The organism is Herbaspirillum lusitanum (genome assembly GCF_026127345.1).
Classification (GTDB): domain Bacteria; phylum Pseudomonadota; class Gammaproteobacteria; order Burkholderiales; family Burkholderiaceae_D; genus Herbaspirillum; species Herbaspirillum lusitanum.
Genome location: NZ_QXFG01000005.1, coordinates 423,826 through 441,158 on the forward strand (window position 1 = coordinate 423,826; position 17,333 = coordinate 441,158).

19 protein-coding genes and 1 pseudogene are annotated in these 17,333 nt (G+C 52.3%); 16 read left to right on the forward strand and 4 right to left on the reverse strand.

Going from position 1 to position 17,333, the window contains the following annotated elements; all coding sequences use genetic code 11:
- Positions 1–39: 39 nt before the first annotated feature.
- The 9 genes from DXT88_RS06125 (at position 40) to DXT88_RS06165 (ending at position 7,402) form a co-directional block, all read left to right on the forward strand.
- The gene (locus DXT88_RS06125) at positions 40–927 is read left to right on the forward strand and encodes a LysR family transcriptional regulator (protein WP_265212000.1); all 888 of its coding nucleotides are present in this window, start codon (positions 40–42) and stop codon (positions 925–927) included.
- 150 nt (positions 928–1,077) lie between these two features.
- Complete coding sequence (locus tag DXT88_RS06130; RefSeq protein ID WP_265212001.1) at positions 1,078–1,356, forward strand: hypothetical protein; 279 nt, start codon at positions 1,078–1,080, stop codon at positions 1,354–1,356.
- Between the two features lie 74 nt (positions 1,357–1,430).
- Complete coding sequence (locus DXT88_RS06135; RefSeq protein WP_265212002.1) at positions 1,431–1,835, forward strand: GNAT family N-acetyltransferase; 405 nt, start codon at positions 1,431–1,433, stop codon at positions 1,833–1,835.
- Between the two features lie 7 nt (positions 1,836–1,842).
- Entirely contained in the window at positions 1,843–2,727 is an 885-nt protein-coding gene (locus DXT88_RS06140; RefSeq protein ID WP_265212003.1) for a hypothetical protein, read from the forward strand.
- 16 nt (positions 2,728–2,743) lie between these two features.
- Positions 2,744–3,520 carry a hypothetical protein gene (locus tag DXT88_RS06145; RefSeq protein ID WP_265212004.1) on the forward strand — a complete coding sequence of 259 codons (777 nt, stop codon included), beginning with the start codon at positions 2,744–2,746 and terminating at the stop codon, positions 3,518–3,520.
- A 157-nt stretch (positions 3,521–3,677) separates the two neighbouring features.
- On the forward strand, positions 3,678–4,526 hold the full coding sequence (locus DXT88_RS06150; protein ID WP_265212005.1) for a hypothetical protein: 849 nt from the start codon (positions 3,678–3,680) through the stop codon (positions 4,524–4,526).
- A gap of 162 nt (positions 4,527–4,688) precedes the next feature.
- Positions 4,689–5,189: a DUF2971 domain-containing protein gene (locus DXT88_RS06155; RefSeq protein ID WP_265212006.1), complete on the forward strand. Its 501-nt coding sequence runs from the start codon at positions 4,689–4,691 to the stop codon at positions 5,187–5,189.
- Between the two features lie 570 nt (positions 5,190–5,759).
- Positions 5,760–6,545: a HipA family kinase gene (locus DXT88_RS06160; protein WP_265212007.1), complete on the forward strand. Its 786-nt coding sequence runs from the start codon at positions 5,760–5,762 to the stop codon at positions 6,543–6,545.
- Positions 6,542–7,402, forward strand: a complete 861-nt coding sequence (locus DXT88_RS06165; RefSeq protein WP_265212008.1) for a DUF3037 domain-containing protein — start codon at positions 6,542–6,544, stop codon at positions 7,400–7,402. The genes DXT88_RS06160 and DXT88_RS06165 overlap by 4 nt, the downstream gene beginning before the upstream one ends.
- Before the next feature lie 231 nt (positions 7,403–7,633).
- On the opposite strand, the gene DXT88_RS06170 is transcribed toward DXT88_RS06165, so the two are convergent.
- Together DXT88_RS06170 and DXT88_RS06175 are read right to left on the reverse strand one after the other, a co-directional pair.
- Positions 7,634–8,482 carry an IS3 family transposase gene (locus DXT88_RS06170; RefSeq protein ID WP_321161106.1) on the reverse strand — a complete coding sequence of 283 codons (849 nt, stop codon included), beginning with the start codon at positions 8,480–8,482 and terminating at the stop codon, positions 7,634–7,636.
- Positions 8,431–8,667 (reverse strand): hypothetical protein, encoded by a 237-nt coding sequence (locus DXT88_RS06175; RefSeq protein WP_265212009.1) that lies wholly within the window; start codon positions 8,665–8,667, stop codon positions 8,431–8,433. The genes DXT88_RS06170 and DXT88_RS06175 overlap by 52 nt, the downstream gene beginning before the upstream one ends.
- Before the next feature lie 101 nt (positions 8,668–8,768).
- Between DXT88_RS06175 and DXT88_RS06180 the strand changes: the two are divergent.
- Positions 8,769–9,008, forward strand: a pseudogene (locus tag DXT88_RS06180) (beta-ketoacyl-ACP synthase II); the annotation flags it as partial.
- A 568-nt stretch (positions 9,009–9,576) separates the two neighbouring features.
- Here DXT88_RS06180 and DXT88_RS06185 read toward each other — a convergent pair.
- Together DXT88_RS06185 and DXT88_RS06190 are read right to left on the reverse strand one after the other, a co-directional pair.
- Positions 9,577–10,293 carry a FadR/GntR family transcriptional regulator gene (locus DXT88_RS06185; protein WP_265212010.1) on the reverse strand — a complete coding sequence of 239 codons (717 nt, stop codon included), beginning with the start codon at positions 10,291–10,293 and terminating at the stop codon, positions 9,577–9,579.
- Positions 10,294–10,302: 9 nt separating this feature from the next.
- On the reverse strand, positions 10,303–11,046 hold the full coding sequence (locus DXT88_RS06190; protein WP_265212011.1) for an SDR family NAD(P)-dependent oxidoreductase: 744 nt from the start codon (positions 11,044–11,046) through the stop codon (positions 10,303–10,305).
- 262 nt (positions 11,047–11,308) lie between these two features.
- Here DXT88_RS06190 and DXT88_RS06195 point away from each other — a divergent pair, with 262 nt between their 5' ends.
- The 6 genes from DXT88_RS06195 (at position 11,309) to DXT88_RS06220 (ending at position 17,333) form a co-directional block, all read left to right on the forward strand.
- Entirely contained in the window at positions 11,309–12,130 is an 822-nt protein-coding gene (locus DXT88_RS06195) for a shikimate dehydrogenase family protein (protein ID WP_265212012.1), read from the forward strand.
- Between the two features lie 71 nt (positions 12,131–12,201).
- A complete protein-coding gene (locus DXT88_RS06200) occupies positions 12,202–13,437 on the forward strand; it encodes a branched-chain amino acid ABC transporter substrate-binding protein (protein ID WP_265212013.1) in 1,236 nt (411 codons plus the stop codon).
- A gap of 126 nt (positions 13,438–13,563) precedes the next feature.
- Entirely contained in the window at positions 13,564–14,505 is a 942-nt protein-coding gene (locus tag DXT88_RS06205) for a branched-chain amino acid ABC transporter permease (RefSeq protein WP_265212014.1), read from the forward strand.
- Positions 14,506–14,509: 4 nt separating this feature from the next.
- On the forward strand, positions 14,510–15,817 hold the full coding sequence (locus DXT88_RS06210; RefSeq protein WP_265212015.1) for a branched-chain amino acid ABC transporter permease: 1,308 nt from the start codon (positions 14,510–14,512) through the stop codon (positions 15,815–15,817).
- Entirely contained in the window at positions 15,814–16,581 is a 768-nt protein-coding gene (locus tag DXT88_RS06215; RefSeq protein WP_265212016.1) for an ABC transporter ATP-binding protein, read from the forward strand. Before DXT88_RS06210 ends, DXT88_RS06215 begins: the two co-directional genes overlap by 4 nt.
- A complete protein-coding gene (locus tag DXT88_RS06220) occupies positions 16,578–17,333 on the forward strand; it encodes an ABC transporter ATP-binding protein (RefSeq protein WP_265212017.1) in 756 nt (251 codons plus the stop codon). The genes DXT88_RS06215 and DXT88_RS06220 overlap by 4 nt, the downstream gene beginning before the upstream one ends.

Here is a 17,333-nt window from a genome sequence, read left to right on the forward strand (position 1 = left end):
AGGGGAGCTATCGCAAACCGGAAAATCAGTCAGGCCCTTATGCGTTTCGATCTGGATACATTGAAGTTGTTTGTGCTGGTGGTGGAGCACGGCAGCATTTCCGCTGCCTCCGAACCGGGCAACATCGTCACTTCCGCCATCAGTCGCCGGCTCTCCGATCTGGAGGAGGAGGCCGGCGTACCGCTTCTGCGCCGCCGCAGCAGGGGTGTGGAGCCGACCGCAGCCGGCCTCTCCATTTACCAGCACGCCAAAAGCATACTCGGTCAACTGCGCCAGATAGACTGCGACATCAGCGAGCATCGCTCCGGGATCAAAGGCAATGTCCGCATATGGGTCAACATGACCGCACTGTGCTATTACCTTCCGGCCCAGCTTCATACCTTCATGGCCGAATACCCGGACGTGAGCATCGAGCTGGTTGAGAAACTGAGTGACGCCATTCCTCATGCCGTAAAAGCAGGGGAGGCGGACCTTGGGATATGCGCGCCGACCGATAGCGTGGCAGGCGTGTCCGAAGCAATTTACGTCACCGATCCGCTGGTGCTGATCGTGCCCCGCGATCACAAGTTCGCATCGCGTAAACGCATCCGCTTTGAGGACACGCTCGATGAAAAGCACATCATGATGCAGAGCGGCGCTTCCATTCACACGATGTCGCAGATGGCAGCCAGGGCGCTGAAGCGAAAAATTCCCCTATCTGTGCTCGTTACCAGCTTTGATGCCGTTCGAAACATGGTGTCAGAAGGAATGGGGATTGCGATTATTCCAGAGCTTGCGCTCAAAGGGGTCGATGCCACGCGCTACAACGTAGTCAGGCTCACCGACAAGTGGTGCTGGCGAAAATTCAAAATTCTCTGGAACGACCAACTACCGCAATCTCCAGCAACTATGCGGCTTCTCAAACATTTGAGAAACGATATTCTTTGAGGTTGTGGTATCGAACTTACCCAGATGGAGATGCAAACTGTAGCGCAGAGTCGACACCAAACAACCTTTGGTCTCAATCTTCGTCAGTCATTGGCAACTATCGAGAATGAATCCGCGGTCATCATTAATTAACTTGAGGGGTTTGGGGAAATGGACGTTAACAAGAATATTGCCAAGCTGAGCCTTGTCATCGGTCTTGCGGCAATTGCAGCAACAAGTGGCGCCAGTGAAATCTATTCGGCTAAGTTCAGAACCATAAAAACGTGTCTGGCCAGCATTCAGAAATCAACGAAGCAAAAATTGGAAATTATCCGAGATAAGCCTACGATCGTCACAGGTTCTCTGACAAATGGCGAAACCTTTGCATGTGAAGTCAAGGAGACTGGGTCGGAAGGTGTCTACGTTGAAGGTTGGTATACCTCGAAATGACAACTCGCCAGCGCCGACAAATACTGGCGAGGCAGGATTTCAATTAGGAAGTTTTTATTTTTTGGGGAATATTTTTGCACATTGCCATCGTTGAACATCTGACTGATATCCAAAATCCATTCCTCCGTGAGAGGGCAGTTAAAGGCACCAACGCAAGAGTAACTAATTATCTGGCATGGAAAGATGATGTGGAGATTGCCTTTCTCTCTTATGAAGATTGGTCTGAAAAGGGAATCGGTTTTGTATATGAAATTAATGTACTACCAGAGTTCAGATCCAAGGGAGCCGGATCAAAATTGCTTTCGTTTGCGGAAGCGCGTGCAATTGATCTGGGATGCAAAAGAATTCAATTGAAACCTTATAGCCTTGATTTGAATATATCCAATGAGTGGATATTGGCGTGGTACACGAGCAAAGGTTATTTATCTACTGCAGACAATTCTGAGTATCTAGAGAAGACGCTTACATCACTACGATAAAAATAAAATGATCACATTCACAGATAGTGACTTACTTAAACTTGATGAACGGTATGCCATTGAAGGCATACCATTCCATGCTCGCCCGGCACATGCTGCTATGGACATTCTTGGCGTGCAGTTTTCAATGGGGTTCAACAGTAATCCGCAAATAGCCGAACTAGAACTTGCGTATGCTCGATTGATCCCTGAAGTCGAATATACATGGCCGGGTATGGGGACGGGCTTGGCGGCGTCGATTGATCGCGTTAGAAAAGTGACTATCGGTGTCGTCTTCGGCGTCGTCACTATCGCCGTGGATCAAGGACTAGGCTTTTCGAATCATCGTGAGTGGGCTGAATGGTGTCGTAACGATCGTATGATCGCTGAAAAATCGGCGTTTGCTTTTGCAGATATGCATGACCTAGTCTATGGCATCGAGCGTGGAACGCGATCACACAACGCATCCGTATTCTGGGGGCTCGCCGCAGAGCAGTTGAAGCTGGTTGCAGAAAGTCTCTCCCAGTCTGGATCCGCAAACAGTGCCATATTGCAGCCCATATGCTTAACGGCAGAATTGGCGCTCAAGGGGACCCTGCTGAATCTTGGTGTCTCAGAAAGAGATTTGAAAGATCGTAAATTGTTTGGGCATGATTTGACTAAACTTGGGCAGAAAATGACTCTAGAAAGAGGGCATAGAGACGATCATTTACTGCTTGCCGCTCTCAAGAAGTTTCCAGATTATGTTGACGAGCGCTACCGAGAAACAAAATTAAGCCGTCTGGAAATTATCGCATTGGCTCTAGATGCTCAGTTTGTGGCAGCGTCTGCTGTACGGCGCATTTCAGGAGAAGACTTGGCCGGTCAAATGGAAGCTATCGGGCCGGGGCCAAGAGCGGATTTCTTCCGCTAACTGTCGCGATGGAAGTATGGAAACTGAAGACGATTTTGAAGATGAGGATAACGAAGGACGAGATCCTCCGAGGTATGAGGGTCCCGAAGAAATAGATTTTATGGCGCTTCCAAGATCCTTGGGTAAGCTTCATTTCTTTTGGGACGACATGTTTTTACGCTCCCAAGCGATTAATTTAGCACTTGTAGATCAATTTCTGACGGAGATTGAGTATCAAAACCTACGAGTATATTTGCTAGAGGAGCGAACGCCTGGGGAGACCTATTTTCTTCTCGCACAATCTCAAATGTGGATCTTCGCTGCTTATGAATTGGTACGAACGTGGGACCAGCGAATAAGAGAACTGATTAAATGGCACGCGAATTCAGGACTCGAAGTAAAGCTGAAGTTTCTAAAGGAGAAATTCGCGGAGGATGATCGATATGGCGTAACTATACGTATCAAACAGATTGAAAAAATTCTCAGCGGAGAAATCCCAATCAGCGAAGTTGATGCACATCGTCGGCATCTTCATATCCAATTTAAGCGACTGGAGTGGCTTAGGGTTGCCTTGGCAAAGCATGAAGTCAGTGGAAGTCCAAATACTCCGGCACGCATGCCCGGATATGGGCGTATAAATCAGTGGTGCGGCTCGCTCGACTTTGAGCTGGAGAACGAAAAATATGGGATGGGATATGTGAACCGTCGCGATGTTGCGAATGGACTGCGATACCTCGACCTGACATTGCCAGCCCCATCAAAGACAGAGTTGGACCTTTACGATGATTTTATGTCAGGGAAAATCTCAAAGTAAGCATCTACGAGATGTCGCGAGCAACAGATAGATATTTCGCCACGCTGACACGGTTATTTTTTCAAAATCGGATCCCGCAGTGGCGCCCTTTGGATGTGCCCAGGGCGTAGCAACTCCTGGTGGCATATCCTTTCTAATAAATGAAAGAGGAGCCGGCATGGAAAATGCCAACGTTAAAACCAGTGGCATACGAGAATTTCAACTCTTTGTCGTCGACGGGGCACTTACCGTGGCGGGTATCCTCTCTGTTGCGGGCGGCCTATGGTCAATTTACCGCGACAATGCGGCGCTAGCAGCTACTTGCATGGCGGCAGGTCTTATCCTGCTGTTTGCAGCGACGCTGCATCGTTTCGAATTGCTGAAGGGTTTTGGGATAGAAGCGAAGATGAAGAAGTTGGACGATACGATCGATAAAGCGGAAGTCGCTCTCGCCCAATTGAAGGACCTGACGAAGGTGACCTCTGTCGCTCTAGTAACGCTCTACAGCCGGATAGGCCGCACGGGTGGGCCGCCAACGTTTGAGGAAGAATACGAGACGATGCAAGGCGTCAAGCGTAATTTATTGTCCAGCAAGTATTCGTTACTTGAGATATCCGCAATTTTACGTCCCTGGATACAGCGAAGTTCAATAAAACTAATACTTGTCGGGCTCAAAAAATATGACTCGCTTGTACGTGACACGGCAATGGAATTGACCTTTGAATTTAACACTATGGGCGCAAATATCCCGCCGGAATTGGTGGAGAGCTATCAAGAGAAAGTCCGTCGTTCGGGAAATCTCACCAGATATAACGATTTATTTAGAGACACGTTATGGACTGTTACCCCGGACAAATTGGAGCAACATATTCGCACCCAAATATCGGGTACGCCAGAACTAAGTGATCAACAAAAGAGGGAGTCTCTCGCCGGCATACAGATCTATTTAAATGAATTGCTCTACTTCCATCAAAACCTCGAAGCTCTTGATATGCAGTTTTGGCTTACCCAGTTTTATCGACATTAATCAGTGATTTTCATCCCATATATTTATGGAATCCATTCTTTATCACTACTGCACATCTCAAACATTCGTATCAATTACCAGTAGTTCGTCTGTCCGACTCTCTTCATTATCATTGTCAAATGATTCGATGAAGGAAAGCATGTAATTGAAACTTTTCTGAATATGGCGCAGCGAGAAAATTTCTCTTCTGAAGTGATGACAGCGCTCAAAAATTCTCTTTCCATTTTTGCGAAGATTAGTGATGGGCTGGGATTTTGCCTATCTGCAGAAGGGGATCTCTTAAGCCAGTGGCGTGGATACGCTCAAGATGGGGCCGGCGTCGCTATTGGTTTTTCAGGCGAGTATTTACGGTCTATGGGGCGGCAACACAATAAGGGGCCGCATGGTGGCTTTTTACTCGAACCCGTGATCTATGATTCGGCTACACAAGAAGAGAGTCTTCGCGAAATTGTTGAGAAAATTTCAGAACATATCCATGACGGCGCGTTTAGAGACCTCTCACTGTCCTTATTGGCGAGTGGATGCCTGACGAAGAAAAGAAGCGTTATGAAAAAGAGACGCAGGCAGCACATGTTCGATTATGGGAATTGTTTCCGATTCTTTATCGACACAAGTCAATGGCGTTTGCAGAAGAAAAGGAATGGCGATTGCTGCATCATTTAGTCCTAGGTGGTGACGATCCCTGCGAATATCGCACTGTCGTGGATCGTGTCATACCGTTTAAAACATACAAGCTCGTGGAGCCCAAGGAAGATGCCATAGCTGAGGTCATTTTGGGACCGAAACACATTACTCCTGTCGACCAGATTCAAGACTTTTTACGTAGACAGGGCTTTGCAAAGGCTTTTGTACGTCGTTCTGCGTCCACTTACAGATAGCTTCGATCATGCATCAAAATGGGGCGTTCTTGTTAGTTACATGCGCTCCTCCATTACCGACGACAGGCGTTTTATCGCAATATAGAGCCCGTGAACTGCTCATCAATGACCCCAACTGTGCTTAAGCTTTTAAAGGGGGTTTTTATGTGGATTGTTTTCATTCTGGCAACATTGGGGGCGTATTTGTCTACGTACAGACGTATTTTCTGTATTTAAAACTCAGTCCATACGTTTTTCTCTCTATGCCGGGCGATGTCGGTGTGTAGGTGCAATTTCGATACAACCCGCGCAGGGCTTGGCATCCAGGCTGGGCGGAGGTGCTATAATTCGCGCGAGATAAAAGTACAAAAATATTATGCTTAATTCCGTCTTAGCCACGCGTTTCGTCCGTCGAATGGGGAGCGGTCGAAATATTCCCAGCTTATTTGATTGCGAACTCGAGGATGGCACTTCTGTCGAACTGGTGGTCAAGTGCTCAGCAAAGCTCTTCGAGGGCCCCAAGGGGCTTGCATATGAAGCGATAGCCGCAATGTTAGCGGCTGACCTGGGTTTGCCCGTACCAGAACCGTTTATCGTGGAATTTGAATCTGAGTTTGCAGATTTAATTGGCGACAACGAGGTGAAGACAATCATCAAGAGTAGCTGTAAGTATGCGTTTGGATCGCGATTAGTTACTGGTCACGCTGCTTGGCAAAACGGACAAATTATTCCCGAAGGGCTTACTCAATCTGCGGCCGAAGTAGCGGTCTTCGACCACATCATCATCAACAGCGACCGACGTCCCGTAAATCCCAACTGCCAAGTGTTGGGAGAGCAGTTGGTCTTGTTCGATCATGAGCTTACTTTTACGAAATACTTATTCTGGACTGAGCCGTGGAGTGCCAATGGGGTAGACCAGCTGAGGGATGCCGAGAAGCATATATTTGCGGGGCCTTACTTCTCAAGCCCACCCATGGACTTTGATCGCTTTGTGGATGCATGGGATGCCATTACTGAGCAACGGATTGACGAATACGGTACTGCAATTCCGGACGAATGGGTTCCAGATCAGAGCCAGCTTCAAGAAACCTTGTCCTACCTTAAAGATGTTAAACGTAACATTCGTACAATCACGGAGAATGCCTTAAAGGTGTTGAGATGAAAAATAGGAAAACGTACTTTTTTTCAGTGCTTCGGTATGTCCACGATGTCGCGACAGGAGAATTTATTAACGTAGGCTTCGCTCTGCACTGTCCTGAAGATAAGTTTCTCAAAGTGGCTTGCAGGCGAACTGCTCGACGTGTCTCCGAAACTTTTCCGGATTTAGATACTGAAGCGTTTAAGTCAATGCTTAGAAATGTCGCAGATCGATTTAGGGATCTAAGCGATATTTGTGGGAAATCGCATCTAGAGCTTTCAGAGGTGACTCAATTAATGAGTTTAGACGACATGCTTAGGTCGATTAATCCACCCGACGACAGTGCACTCGTATGGACACCCTCGCAACCAGGGAGGGCGATAGACCCTGAGGCAAAATTTTCTGAGCTATTTGCTCGATATGTGACTAAGTACGACGTTGATAATTCATCTTTGCAAAAGAGCGATGCGGACGTATGGAGAAACTTCCACAAAGGGCTAGAGCAGCGAAGAATCGATCAATACTTTGTCGAGAAGACTATTGGAGTGGAAGACGATTCAGTCAAGTTCAAATCTGCTTGGAAGAATGGCATATGGCATTGTGTTGAGCCCATTTCATTTGATCTAAAGTCTTCTGAGACAATTAAGAAAAAGGCACATCGAATTTTGGGGCAAATAACGAGTATCCAAAGCTCCTCCGAAAAATTTAAAATTTACTTAGTGTTGTCCCAACCTTCTAAACTCGAGTTACGAGATGCTTTCGAAAACGCGCAAGATATCTTGAAAAAGATGCCTATCGAAAGTGAGTTTTACTTAGAATCTCAAGCGGATCAATTACTTGATTCTTTCGAGTCTCGAATTTCAGAACACGGCATACACTAGAAAAAAGCCCGCATCTGCGGGCTTTTGTATATCTAGCGCTGTTCCTTTGCTCGCAGCATTGACCCTATCTAACTGATCCACTTTCCATTGCCGGGCGAACGCAGCAACGCGATCATAAGAGCCTTCAAATCCCAACAAACACAAGTCCGCGTGCATCTGTGTAGATTTGCACCGAAAACTGACCCACTTTTGGAGTGAACCCCTCGGGCTGGACCAAGGTTGATGGAGAAACTAAGCCGCTTGCCGAGCGAGTTGTGCTTCGAAATGGTTGGGTGATTGATAGCCCAGCGCTGAGTGCATACGCCGTTCGTTGTAAATCTCTTCGATGAAGTATGGCAGCCTGCCGGCCACATCGTCGAATTTCTCATAACCAGCCAGATAGACCTCTTCCACCTTGAGCGTCTTCATGAAGCTCTCCGCCTGCGCGTTGTGATATGGGTTGGCTGGTGCGCTCATCGAACCAATCAGGCCGAATTCTTCCAGCGCCTCTCGGTACAAAGCACTTCCATATTGGCACCCGCGGTCGGTGTGGTGAATGCATGTGTTGGGCGCCGGCTTGCGACTTCTATAAGCCGCCGTCAGCGCGGCCAGGGCCAAGGGCGTGTCGATACGCTTGGATAAGGCGTAGCCAATCACCTTACGACTGCAAGCATCCAGGACAACGGCCAGGTAGATAAAGCCGGAAGCAATTCGGATATAGGTGATATCGACTACCCAAACATGATCTGGCTCCGCTGGAATGACGTTGCGATAGCGATTGGGAAAGACTGCGACATCAGCCTCAGAACCGGCCACCGGCTTGAACCTGCGCCGATGGTGGCCATACACCTTGTGCTCGCGCATGATCCTGGACACGCGCTTGTGATTCACGATGTGTCCGCGCGCCTTCAACTCCAAAGTGATTCGACGATAACCATATCCAGGAAAGACATCATGGATGTCTCCTATTAGTTGAGTCAGATCATGATCGTTAAGTGCCGCCATGGCCGGTTTAGGCTGGTAATAGTAGGTGCTACGCGGCAGGTCGATCATTTGGCATCCCCCTCGGATGGAACAGGCCGGGGGCCGCTGATGATCGATGAGCTCTCGTTGTTGCTGACGAGTTGCAGTCGCGGTGTTTTTTTAAGGAGATCGAGCTCCATCGTGAGCTGGCCGACCTTCCGCTCCAAAGCGGCAATGTGCGCTTCATACTCTGCGACCGTTGATGCCGCCGCATCTTCCCGATCCAGCTCACCACGATCAAACTGCCCCAGCCACATCTGCATGAGATTGGCTGATAAGTTGTGCGTCTTGAGCGCCTCTCGACGTCCAAGCTTCCCGCTGCGAACGTCACTGCAGATCTGAATCTTGAACTGCAGACTGTGCCGCCGGTACAGGCCATTTACTCGGTTCTGCTGGAGGTATCGAAGCCATTTTTACTATTCTGGCACTTCGTGATCAAGTCGCACCTGCAACGTTGAACCTTAAAACAAAAGATGTTGATGCTGACGGTATCGACATCGTTACTGGCGCCGCTCGCAATCTTCAGATCGAACATGCGATGTCGAACGGTTTCGGTTTTGGTGGCGTTAATGCAAGTGTGTTATTCCGGCGTTGGAAAGATTAACCTGGGTTAATCTTAATTCGGTCAAATTTCTGGATGTCCGCTTTGGGTGGCGAGCTCAATCGGTAAGTGCTCCATTCTAACTAAGGTTGTGCGAACAGCAGGAGTGTTGCAATGGGAGGCCGAACAAGGGCCATTTACGCAGATAGTCAGAAGGCAATGACTGATGTGGGATCACTGCAAGACGGGAGCGCTCTTCGGAAAATTGCGGGACTGTTTGATCGTAATCACTCCTCCGTTGCGAATATCTTGGCGGGAAGGTGTCCAAGTTTTGGTATTGGCCCAAGAAAGAAAGCCCCGCTGAAATTCCCATTTCTTCTTGCCAAAGCTGCGGCAAGAAGGAATGAGAGAGTGAGTCAATTCATGGAATTACTGCAATTCAGCAACTTCTGGATACGACGCCAGATCGCTTTACCCAACCTAGGGTTCTTCCGGCATTTGAATTGGTCTCGCGAAGGTGTGCAGCAAAACCATTGGACTCGTTAACGAGGGGAGTGGCGTGAGTAACACCTTGGCGTACCTACTACCGTGTGCGCTATTGAGCGACATCTTGGTGAATAGAACTTACTTGCTAGTCTGGTAAATATTTGTTCAGCCGTTTGGCTGCATTACGTAGATGCGTCTCAGCGGCAAGCGCGGCTGCGGCCGGGTCCCTGTTCTCAATTGCTTTAACGATTGCCTTGTGCTCATCTTGTACGGCTTCTATCAGATTTTGATAGTTGGCAGCTGTATTCGTCCGTGCCTGACGAATCAGGCGTCGGACATGGCGTTCCAGATATTCGTTGAGCATGCAGAAGTGAGGATTCTTCGTCGAGTCGACGATTGCCTGATGAAAGGCATAGTCTTCCTCGTCTCCTAGGCGGTCGTTGATGATCGCGTATTCCATGCCTACCAAAGCCTGTTTGATCCGCTTAAGATCGTCAGGCGTATGGCGTACTGCTGCATAGCGGGCTGCAGCGGCTTCGAGCGTCACCAGTAGCTCAATGACATGTTCCAATCCTTCGGCATCGTTCAGGGCCATAGCATCGAGACGAAACGCTTGCCGTGAGCCGCGCTCGTTCACGAACACGCCGCGTCCTTGCTGAGAATTCACAATCCCTTCTGATTTAAGCTGTGACAGGGCTTCCCGTACGACGGAACGACTCACGCAGAACTGCTCCCCAAGCTGTTTTTCGCTTGGCAGCTTGTCGCCGGGCTTTAAGCGCTGTGAGCGAATTTCGTCATTGAGCCATTCGACGATGTCTTCGGTAAGCGATTGGTTGGGTACTGACGCTGTGTCGTTTCTCATGACTTCTGATTAATTGATATACAAACCACCATTGACCTGCAAAGTTTCTGCAGTGATGAAACCCGCCAAAGGTGAGCACAGAAAGGCGATGCTGCCGGCAACTTCTTCGGCCGTGCCGAGGCGCTTAAGTGGCGTATTTTGTAATAACGTTTGCTCGTTCTTTGCCAGCAAGCCCTTGGTCATCGGCGTGGCAATGATACCCGGAGATAGGGCATTGACTCGTGTTTTTGGCGCCAGTTCAAGAGCCAGGCTACGAGAAAAACTGATTACGGCCCCTTTAGCGGCTGAATAGTGCGCATGGGCATAGCTGCCGCGTTGTGCTGCGACAGACGAAAGCGTCACGATGGAGCTGCCCTCGGTCAGGAAGGGGATGACTGCGCGGCAAATGTAGAACGTGCCGTCCAGATTGATCTGCATGAGTTTGTGCCATTCCTCGTCACTCATGTCAGCCACCAGCTTTTCAGGGTAAATACCTGCAGAGTGCACCAGATGGTCAATCCCGCCAAAGCGCGTAGCGACCTGTTGCGCAACGTCGCGGCAAGCCTGCGCATCGGAGACGTCGGTGACGTGGGTGCTGACCTGAGCCGAAGGTGCCTGTGCTCGCAATTCATTTTGCAAGGTTTCTAAGGCAGATGGATTGACATCGCTCAATGCAACGTTGGCACCATGCTTGACTACCAAAAGGGCGGTCGCGCGGGCAATTCCACCGGCGGCGCCGGTAATCAAAAAAGTCTTGTCGCTGAACGAAATCACATCGTCTCCTTGAATAGGTGGGCAGGCATCGCTCCATATGCGAGTCGATTTCCTGTGTATTTTTATTTGCAGAGCATGTCGGCGGCGATCTGTTGACACTACCCAAACTGCTCGGTAGAATCGCCTGTCAACTTGTCTGACATGTTCAATATCTTATCAGACATCTTTGCAAAATCCTATTCCGTCGACACAAAACTGCGATGGTAAACGAACGATAAAAAGACTGGCCACGTACGATGGCCGGCGCTAGTGAGGAGGCAACATGCTGAGCAATACAGGCAGGCAGATTACCGGCAACACCAAGGTGGTGGCGATCATTGCTGACCCTATCGGTCACGTTCGCACGCCGCCCGCATTCAATGCACTGATGGCGCAACGCGATGTCGATGCGGTGATGGTGCCGTTCAACGTGCGCCCCGACAATTTTCCGCAATTCATCGCGGCAGCCCCCCTGATTCAAAGCCTGGTAGGGCTGGTCGTCACGATTCCCTATAAAGAAATCATTCTCGAACACTGCACGGCGCTGACCGAGCCGGCACAGCGCATGGGCGCCGTCAATATCGTGCGCTTTGAGGATCGGCCAGAGGGCGGTCGCAGCCTGTTGGGCAGCAACTTTGACGGCATCGGTTTCGTCGGCGGTTTGCTGGCGCAAGGCCATGTTCTCAAGGGGCGTCGCGTGTATCTCGCGGGCGCCGGCGGCGCCGCCAAGGCGATCGTGCACGCGCTGGCAGGAGAGGGCGTCGCAGCGATTGGCATTTACAACCGCAGCGCAGCTCGTGCAGAGCAACTGGTTCGCGAGCTGCGCCAGTGTTATCCGGAGCTGGATACGCATCTGGCCGATGCAACGCCGCAGGACTACACCCTCGCGATCAATTCCACTTCGCTCGGATTGCAAGCATCCGACCCGTTGCCGTTTGCAACGGATGGCTTGCCGCCTGGCGCTGTCGTCGCCGAAGTCGTCATGAAGACGGATATCACCCCCTTGCTGGCGAAAGCCGGAGCGTGCGGCTTCGCCGTGCATCTTGGGCGCCACATGATGGAAGTACAGATTGAGCGTATGGGGCAGTTCCTGGGCCTCATCTGATCTTTATAAATTTTGCAGTTGTCTTTTTGCAGTGCCGGATGTCATTTCAAAATCATAATGGAGATGTATCAATGAACAAGAAACAAATCAGTCTATCGTTCTGCGCTTTGATCGCAGCGGGAGCAGCTCAGGCAGGCGCGCCTCTGAAGATCGCGTTGGTGGAGACGCTGTCGGGACCGCAAGCCTCTACAGGCTTGCTGTATCGTGCCGCGGTCAAATATGAGCTTGATCGTCTGAACGCTGCGGGCGGCTGGAACGGCGCGCCTATTCAGATGACGGAATACGACAACCAAGGTGGTCCTGCCGGTGCGTCCGATAAAGTGAAAGCGGCAATCGCCGGTGGCGCACAAGTGATCATCCAGGGTTCGTCCTCCGCGGTGTCGGGCCAGATCACGGAAGACGTGCGCAAGTACAACCTGCGCAACGCCGGCAAGGAAGTGCTGTTCCTTAACATGGGCGGCGAGGCGTTGGAGCTGACGGGCGACAAGTGCCACTTTTATCACTTCCGTTTCACCACCAATGCCGTGATGCGTGTCAAAACGCTGGTGCCGGCAATGAAGGAAACCAAAGAGCTGGGCACCAAGATCTATGCCATGAATCAGAACTATTCCTGGGGTGCCGACATGGACAAGGCCATCAAGGAATTCGCTCCGACCGGTGGCTATACCGTCGTGGAAAGCACGCTGCATGACGTCAACAAGATCCAGGATTTCTCGCCCTATGTCGCCAAAATCAAGGCCAGCGGCGCCGAGACAGTTCTGACTGGTAACTGGTCCAACGACTTGCTGTTGCTAATGAAAGCAACGCGCGCCGCCGGTCTGAAGATCCGCTTTGGTACTGTGTTCCTGGATCAGCCGGGCAACATCGGCAACGCTGGAGATACCGCGCTGGGTCATTACATTTCCCACGCGTTCAACATCGAAACCAACAAGCAAACCGAGCAATTCGGCAACGACTACAAGACCAAGACCGGACACTATCCGACGTTCATTGAGCCCCAAACTGTATTCGGCATGCAGATGCTGGGTGAAGCGCTGAAGCAGACCAAGGCTAGTGGCGATAAAGTCAGCGTGACCGAACTGGCCAAGGCGCTGGAAAAGGTCAGGATCGAAACACCCATGGGCGAAACCTCGATCCGCGCGGCTGACCATCAGGTGCTGTTGCCGGTGGTGGTGTCGCGTGTCGAAAAGAACGTCAAGTACAAGGTTGACGACACCGACATGGGCTTCAAGCTGATCAAGAAGTTCAGCGCGGAAGAAGCTGCCAATCCTGTGCAGAGCTCCTGCAAGATGCAGCGCCCGGCCTAACCCTTCATTGTCATTGCGGTCACAGTCGTCTTCGCTGAGGTGAAATGGCTGTGACCGGTAACTTCAGGCTGCTCAGATTTCTGCGCAGCGTGGGCCCGCTTTACCTGCTCACTCTGGAAAGTACCTATGGAATTTTTCACTGTCTCGCTCATTAACGGCACGATCTACGGCCTCCTGCTGTTCATGGTGTCCGCTGGTCTGACACTCATCTTCGGCATGATGGGTGTGCTCAATTTCGCGCACACTTCGTTTTACATGGTCGGCGCCTATCTGGCGTACAGCCTGCAGAAGGTCATCGGTTTCTGGCCGGCGATCATTGTTGCTCCCATCATCGTCGGATTTCTCGGCGTGATTGTTGAGCGCTACTTCCTGCGTCGTGTGCACAAGCACGGACATGCTCACGAACTTCTTCTGACCTTCGGTTTGTCTTTCATCATCGCCGAAGTGATCAAGCTCTTCTTCGGTAATTACCCGGTCAACTATCAAGTTCCCGCTGCGCTGAGTTTCTCTGCGTTTCGTCTCTTCGGCACGGACTATCCGTTTTATCGACTGATGATGGGGTTGATCTCATTGCTGATGTTCGGCGCGATCTATCTGCTGCTGTCGCGCACCCGTATCGGCATCGTGGTGCGGTCGGCCATCTATCGTCCGGCCATGGCCGAGACGCTCGGTCACAACGTTCCGCTGGTGTTCATGGGCGTGTTCGGCGTCGGCGCTGCACTGGCGGGCCTGGCGGGAGCAATTGCCGGCGCCTTTTATACGACCAATCCCAACATGGCGCTGGAGCTGGGCGTGCTGGTGTTCGTGGTGGTGGTCATCGGTGGCCTGGGCTCGTTGGAGGGCGCCATGTTGTCGTCGATTCTGATTGGCCTGATTTCTTCCTTTGCGGTGGGGATCGATCTGAGCGCAGCGGATCTGCTGGGGTACGTCGGCGCCGGTGACTGGGCGCAGCAAGTCGGCGGCCTGTTGACACTGAAAGTCTCGTCGCTGGCGGCAACCATTCCGTTTGCCCTGATGCTGGTCGTGCTGCTGGTGCGTCCGTCGGGCCTGATGGGCGAGAAGGAATAAACAAATGAACAAACCAATAAATCATTCTCTGCAGGCATCTTTGTCTGCGGCCGAGCCTGTCGGACAAGGCCGCGCCGGCGGCGAGCGGCTGTATCTGCGCCTCTTGCTGGTGGCCGTCCTGCTGTTGCTGGTGGCCTTGCCCGGCTTGTTGTCGCAGGCGCTGGTGAACGCCGCCATTCAGATGCTGATCGGCGCGTTGTTTGCCAGCGCCTTCAACGTGCTGGCCGGACAGGGCGGCATGCTGTCGTTCGGGCACGCAGCGTATTTTGGCATCGGCGCTTTTGCCACGCTGCATGCGATGAACGCGCTCTCCGGGGAAGGCTTGCTGCCGACGCCGCTGATGCCGGTGTTCGGCGCGCTGGGCGGTGCCGCACTGGGGCTGGTCGCCGGCTGGTTTTCGACACAGCGCAGCGGTGTTTATTTTTCCATGATTACCCTGGCGCTGGCCGAGCTGCTGCATGCGCTGGCGCCGCATCTGAAAAGCACCTTCGGCGGCGAAGGCGGGGTGTCGTCCATGCGCATGCCGGCATGGGGCATCTCGTTCGGCAATCCTTCCGAAGTGTATTACCTGACGTTGGCCTGGGTAGTCGCGTCGCTGGCGCTGCTGTATTTCTTCAGCCGTACCCCGCTGGGCCGGTTGACGCTGGGGCTGCGCGAGAACGCGCATCGTCTGAAATTCCTCGGCTACAACGTCCATGTGCTGCGGGTATTGGTGTTCATGATCTCTGCCATGTTTGCCGGCACCGCAGGCGGCTTGCTGGCCATGAACAACGAAGCGGCGAACTATGTGCTGTTCGACGTACGCCTGTCTTCCGAGGTGGTGTTGAACGCCTATATCGGCGGCGTCGGCGTGTTTTTTGGTCCAGCCCTGGGCGCTGCCGTCATGACTTTCTTCGGTTACGCCGTATCCGACCTGACGCGCTCCTGGCTCCTCTATCAAGGCATCATTTTTGTAGCGGTCATGATGTTCATGCCATCCGGGCTGTCCGGGATTTTTGCCTGGTGGAAGAACAGCAAGCATGGCAGCGCCGTGTTGTTGCGCTATGTATCGGGCTGGAGTATTGGGACCTTGCTGTGTGCTGCGGCGACAGTATTTACAGTCGAGTTGCTTCAGCGTGCGCTGGGCGCCGACTATCAGTCTCTGCTGGCAGCAGGACAGGCCTGGCCTGCCATCGATCTGTTCGGCCGGCCATGGTTGCCTGGCGCCTTGCTGACCTGGATCTTGCCTGTGGCCCTGGTCGTTGCGGGAGGATGGGCGCTACGCAGAACAAGTCACGCGTGGGCAGTGCTTAACGAGCAGGAGGCAGCATGAACGCAGTAGCCAATACCAGCGCCCTGAGCCTGCGCGATGTCCACAAATCGTTCGGCGAGGCGCACATCATTCGTGGCGTGAACCTTGAGCTTTTCGAGGGTGAGCGCCATGCCTTCATCGGCCCGAACGGTGCAGGGAAATCAACCTTGTTCCATTTGATCTCGGGACAGTTCAAACCTAGCTCTGGAGAGATCCTGCTGGGGCAGCAGCAGATCGGCGGACTCACTCCGGAACGCATCAATCGGCTGGGTCTGGCGCGCTCGTTCCAGATCACCAATATCTTTCCGAAATTGTCCGTCTACGAAAATCTGCGACTGGGTGTGATGCAGCGCTTCGGTCTGCAATACACCTTGTGGCGCCCGGTCTCCGGTTACGCCAAAGTGCGTGAATTGACGGAGCAACTGCTGGAGCAGGTTCGTTTGACACCGCACCGCGACACCCTGGGAGGAGAACTTTCCTATTCTGAGCAGCGTTCTCTGGAAATCGGCATGACGCTCGCATCGGACCCCAAGGTATTGCTGCTGGACGAGCCGATGGCCGGGATGTCGCGCGAAGAGACCGACTACACCGTCGACTTGCTGCGCGAGTTGTCGGCCGGACGCACGCTGATGATCGTCGAGCACGACATGGATGTGGTGTTTTCACTGTGCGACCGTATCAGCGTGCTGGTATACGGCCAGGTGGTCGCCACCGGCACACCGGAAGAAGTGCGCAGCAATGCGCAAGTACAAGAAGCCTATCTGGGTACCGAGGTAAGCGCATGATGAACAGTCAATCCATTCCATCAACTTCCCGGCATGCGCAGGGTGCGCCGCTGCTGCAAGTGCGCGATCTGCATGCGCACTATGGCAAAAGCCACATCCTCCAGGGCGTCAGTTTCGATGTCGGACACGGCGAAGTGGTCAGCCTCCTGGGACGCAATGGTTCGGGCCGCTCCACAACGGCGCGCGCCATCATGGGGCTGGTGCCGCCGACCGGCGGACAAGTGCTGCTTGACGGAAAAGACCTGGCCGGTTCGCGTCCCTATGCCGTTTGCCGGGCGGGGATCGCCTTCGTGCCTGAAGAGCGCGAGGTGTTCGGCAATCTGAGCGTCGACGAAAACCTGCAGATGGGCATGCAGCCAGGCCACAAAGAGGCGCCGCAGTGGACGGTTGAACACATGTTCGATTTCTTCCCACGTCTCAAGGAGCGTCGCAATACACGCGCCGGTAATCTGTCGGGCGGCGAGCAACAGATGTTGACGATATGCCGGTCGCTGCTGGGCAATCCCAGGGTCATTCTGATCGACGAACCGACCGAAGGTCTGGCGCCGAAGATCGTCACCGTGGTCGGCGAAGCCATCCAGGAAATCCATCGACGCGGTGTTTCCGTCGTGCTGGTTGAACAAAAACTCACCATCGCATTGAAGATTTCAACCGCTGTTTGTTTGCTGGGCCACGGGCACATCGTGTTTCGCGGCACGCCGGACGAATTGACAGGCAACCCCCAACTTTTGAAAGATTGGCTGGCAGTATGA

Bases quoted from the DNA above. Each gene is read 5' to 3' on its own strand.
- DXT88_RS06125 (WP_265212000.1), top strand. From the start codon at position 40: ATGCGTTTCGATCTGGATACATTGAAGTTGTTTGTGCTGGTGGTGGAG.
- DXT88_RS06130 (WP_265212001.1), top strand. From the start codon at position 1,078: ATGGACGTTAACAAGAATATTGCCAAGCTGAGCCTTGTCATCGGTCTT.
- DXT88_RS06140 (WP_265212003.1), top strand. From the start codon at position 1,843: ATGATCACATTCACAGATAGTGACTTACTTAAACTTGATGAACGGTAT.
- DXT88_RS06145 (WP_265212004.1), top strand. From the start codon at position 2,744: ATGGAAACTGAAGACGATTTTGAAGATGAGGATAACGAAGGACGAGAT.
- DXT88_RS06150 (WP_265212005.1), top strand. From the start codon at position 3,678: ATGGAAAATGCCAACGTTAAAACCAGTGGCATACGAGAATTTCAACTC.
- DXT88_RS06155 (WP_265212006.1), top strand. From the start codon at position 4,689: ATGGCGCAGCGAGAAAATTTCTCTTCTGAAGTGATGACAGCGCTCAAA.
- DXT88_RS06160 (WP_265212007.1), top strand. From the start codon at position 5,760: ATGCTTAATTCCGTCTTAGCCACGCGTTTCGTCCGTCGAATGGGGAGC.
- DXT88_RS06165 (WP_265212008.1), top strand. From the start codon at position 6,542: ATGAAAAATAGGAAAACGTACTTTTTTTCAGTGCTTCGGTATGTCCAC.
- DXT88_RS06175 (WP_265212009.1), bottom strand. From the start codon at position 8,667: ATGCAGATGTGGCTGGGGCAGTTTGATCGTGGTGAGCTGGATCGGGAA.
- DXT88_RS06185 (WP_265212010.1), bottom strand. From the start codon at position 10,293: ATGAGAAACGACACAGCGTCAGTACCCAACCAATCGCTTACCGAAGAC.
- DXT88_RS06195 (WP_265212012.1), top strand. From the start codon at position 11,309: ATGCTGAGCAATACAGGCAGGCAGATTACCGGCAACACCAAGGTGGTG.
- DXT88_RS06200 (WP_265212013.1), top strand. From the start codon at position 12,202: ATGAACAAGAAACAAATCAGTCTATCGTTCTGCGCTTTGATCGCAGCG.
- DXT88_RS06205 (WP_265212014.1), top strand. From the start codon at position 13,564: ATGGAATTTTTCACTGTCTCGCTCATTAACGGCACGATCTACGGCCTC.
- DXT88_RS06210 (WP_265212015.1), top strand. From the start codon at position 14,510: ATGAACAAACCAATAAATCATTCTCTGCAGGCATCTTTGTCTGCGGCC.
- DXT88_RS06215 (WP_265212016.1), top strand. From the start codon at position 15,814: ATGAACGCAGTAGCCAATACCAGCGCCCTGAGCCTGCGCGATGTCCAC.
- DXT88_RS06220 (WP_265212017.1), top strand. From the start codon at position 16,578: ATGATGAACAGTCAATCCATTCCATCAACTTCCCGGCATGCGCAGGGT.